This is a genomic window from Moorena sp. SIO4A5, from assembly GCF_010672005.1.
In the GTDB taxonomy this organism is placed as follows: domain Bacteria; phylum Cyanobacteriota; class Cyanobacteriia; order Cyanobacteriales; family Coleofasciculaceae; genus Moorena.
Map to the genome: position 1 here is coordinate 1 of NZ_JAAHHZ010000478.1, position 3,698 is coordinate 3,698.

The 3,698-nt window shown below is 42.7% G+C and carries 3 protein-coding genes; 1 reads left to right on the top strand and 2 read right to left on the bottom strand.

What is annotated here, in order from left to right; genetic code table 11:
* Positions 1 to 2,250: translocation/assembly module TamB domain-containing protein (locus F6K57_RS39535; protein WP_293074237.1), on the top strand; the 2,250-nt coding region annotated here is incomplete at its 5' end.
* 205 nt (positions 2,251 to 2,455) lie between these two features.
* Here the strand turns inward: F6K57_RS39535 and F6K57_RS39540 are convergent.
* Together F6K57_RS39540 and F6K57_RS39545 are read right to left on the bottom strand one after the other, a co-directional pair.
* Positions 2,456 to 2,755, bottom strand: coding sequence for a hypothetical protein (locus F6K57_RS39540; protein WP_075900484.1), 300 nt, complete (start codon positions 2,753 to 2,755; stop codon positions 2,456 to 2,458).
* A 671-nt stretch (positions 2,756 to 3,426) separates the two neighbouring features.
* The gene (locus tag F6K57_RS39545; RefSeq protein ID WP_075900466.1) at positions 3,427 to 3,681 is read right to left on the bottom strand and encodes a hypothetical protein; all 255 of its coding nucleotides are present in this window, start codon (positions 3,679 to 3,681) and stop codon (positions 3,427 to 3,429) included.
* Between the last annotated feature and the right edge of the window lie 17 nt (positions 3,682 to 3,698).

Below are 3,698 nucleotides of genomic sequence, written 5' to 3' on the forward strand. Positions count from 1 at the left end.
CCATTCCCTAGTATAGCAGCAGGCTCCCTAGCCACTCTCCTACAACGGTTTGCCAAAATTAATGCCCAAAACGACGCTGTTGCTAACCCCTTCGATCCTACTACACTCCTGAGTAATTTAGATATTCGAGGTAAGTATACTGGGGAAATTGCTGTTGCCGGTATCTTGACTAATCCTAAAGTTGATTTTAATGTCGAGGGCAACAATTGGCAGTGGTATACTAATTCTCCCAATCAAGTAATTGTGCTCAACCAATTACTTGCTAAAGGAAGTTACGACCAAGGTGTGATTACTGTCCAGCCAGCCCGAATGGAATTGGGGGAAACTGTCTTAGCATTTCAAGGACAGCTTGCCCAAGAAAGCAACTCCGGAGACTTCCTCCTCCAGAATCTATCTTTAGAGACCGTTAGCAACTTAGCAAGCAATTTTGTCACTATTCCCTTTGAGATTGCAGGTAACTTAAATGCCCAAGGCCAGCTGGGGGGTAGTCTCACCAATCCCGAAGTCACCAATGGGCAAGTCGCTGTTGTAGATGGCACCATCAATGATACCTCCCTAGATGATGTTGAAGTAACTTTCGACTATGTTGATTCTCGTCTTGACTTTGATAGCAACAAACCAGATTATCTACAAGCCTCTGGTAAAGTCCCCTTTCCCCCCAAACCAAATAGCGATCGCATCGATATCAACCTCAAGCTAGCAACTCCAGCCATGGCACTCCTGAGTGTCGTGACTCAAGAACAAGTGGCATGGGTGGATGGAGAGGATAGAACCGCTGATATAGAACTCAATGTTAGCGGACGTTTGGAGTTAGCAGATGCTATCAAAATTAAAGACTTATCAGGAACATCTGAGGTTAATATCCAGAATGGCACTATCAAAACTAAGTTGTTAGAGGATGACTTTACTCTCAATGTTGTAGGCAAGTTTAAGTTAGATGATCAACGCTTGGAAGTAGTAAACTATCCAGATACAGAAGGTCAAAAAACTCTCGAAGGTGACCTAGCAGGGATTGGATTTTCTGTTTCCGGGGAATTGCCGATAGTGTCAAATAGAACAAACACCTCCAATCCCCTAACCCTGAACATTCCTCAAGATAACCTAAAATTAGCAGGGCTCTATGAAGGTGGAGTAGGCGGTAATGTCGTGATTACTGGTTCAGCATTGCGTCCAGTTATTGCAGGAAACATTAGCTTAGAAAATGGCCAAGCCTTTATCCCCAAGGCACAGGAAACTAAGACCGAGGAAAGTGACGAAAAAACCGTTAAGAATACGTCTAATCAGACTCCCTCAGTAGTTCGTAGTCGCAACAATAATCAGTTTGTGCCTAGGTTAAAGAATTTTCAGGTGAGTTTGGGAGATGAGTTAAGAGTGCAACAGTTTCCCCTATATGATTTTCGACTAGCTGGTGATTTAACCCTCAACGGTCCTATCAATGGCAATCTCCAAAACTTAACAGGATTGGGAACAATTAAGCTGCTACGTGGGGAAGTTGATGTATTAGAAACCGAATTTGTGGCAGACAGGCGGCACAGTAACACTATTGTATTTGTACCAGAGCAGGGATTACTCAATCCCAATTTAGATCTTAAATTTACCACCATAGCCTTTGAGCCTTCTGGTGCCTTACGTCAAAGACGGATTGATAACGAAATCCTTGAGAATGTGCTGCAGTCTTCTCGACCCGACCAAGTAAAGATAACCCTCGCGATCAAAGGTCAAACTAGTCAAATTCTTGCCCTAGGAGGAGAGAAAGATTATTGTGCTGATCAGCAAATTACCAGTAGTGGACTAGCTAAACTTGGTTCAAAAACAACCATCTTGTCTCGCCAACAATTCCAAGAGCTTGCTGAATGTGTTTATGGCGAAGCTATTGCTAATAGTGAAGACAAGGAGTTTCTATTTTCCCCCATTGTCACCTTAAGCAGTACTCCTCCCCGCAGTGAAAGTGGAATTATCGCTCTGCTCGGTAACAGTTTTATTACCCAATTTCAGACTATCGCTAACAGCAACGAACGAGAAATAGCTGAGTTAGTGATTACTCAGTATGTTGTTCGACCAATTATCAAAAATATTTTATTCACCGTTGAAGAAAAAGTCAGTAATGTCGGGAGATCCATCGGATTAGCTGATCTACAGGTTTACCCAACCTTCGATGCCGTTTATGATTTGGGACAAACTTCCTCAGTTGAATTGAGTTACGACTACGTGTTTAATGAGGTACAAGTTAGATATAAATTGCAATTTTGATTAGCTATAATTTAGAATTTAAAATTTAGAATTTAGAGTGCGTAGGGTGTGTTAGGGGCGGACTTGCCCTCATTTTCCGCCTCGTAACCAGTGTTGCAATAGTCCGCCCCGTAACGCACCACCGGGTCAAACAGTTGAAATAGTCTATTATCCCTATTCCCTATTCCCTGTTCCCTGTTCCCTGTTCCCTGTTCCCTTTCTTATACTATTTTTTCAAAATACTACAAATAAGTTCCCCTGGACCGTTCTGTTGAAATGGCACAACAGTTCTGTCTTTCTTAACTCTAATGCGATCGCGACAATTATATATTTCTATAGGAGTAGCAACGCCATTAACACTAACTGATGCTCGATATTCCCATGGATACTTAGCACTCCGCTTGATGCTAAGGATGCAAATCCGGTTGTTATTTTTAGTGCGGCAGTAGGAGAAAGCAACAGCGGGAGGAGCAAAGGCAAAGGATAATGTTAGCAACAGCAATAACGTAGTTAGGTATTTTTTCATTTTTGAAAGTTGTTATTGGAGAGAATCGGGAATCGGGAATCGGGAATCGGGAATCGGGAATCGGGAATCGGGAATAAAATTTAGATTTACCTGACTAGACTAGGAAACGCTAGATTATAGTTTCAAAGATAGATTGTTGCACAACTTGGAAAAAATATAAAGAGATCTAGGTTACGTAAATAAATTTTGATAATTGTTGTTCTCTGTTTCCTGCTCCGAAGCGGGTGCATATCATTAAAGCTGTTTGACCTGGTGGGTGGAACGGGCATCTTGCCCGTGGTGCGTTACGGTGCGGGCTGTTTCAACAAGGCGCGAAGAGGGGAAAAATTAAGGCTCGCCCGCCCCTAACGCACCCTACGAACTGATAGCTGATAGCTGATAACCTTCAACCATCTAACCTTCAACCAAATAACCTTCAACCATCTAACCTTCAACCAAATAACCTTCAACCATCTAACCTTCAACCATCTAACCTTCAACCATCTAACCTTCAACCATCTAACCTTCAACCTCATAACCTTAAACCTGCTAACCAAAAAAAAGTAGCCGCAGAACTATGTTCCACGGCTACGAATTGTTACTTATGTCTCAACTTTGTAAACCCATCCGGACGTGATCCGATGTGATTGGCCTTTGGCCAGGGGGGGGAAACCCCCCCAAAATTTAAGCCCTTAACCCAGAGTTAAGTATTTCGTCATTACCGTGATGAATTCCCCAGGAATCTCAGTTGCCTGAAGGGGGCTCCATTCGTCAATTTGGGCGTAACCCCGTGCATAAAGGGTATACATGGTGTTGTTTATTGCCTGGCGAGAGCCTTTCAAAATGTGCTTAATGGGGTATTTTTTGCGGAAAGGTTCCTGAGGAGTATTACTAGGAGTGATATCCTCAGGATTGTTTTCTGGATTAGGGCGAAAATTGTCAGACATAGTTAACAATTCGTTGT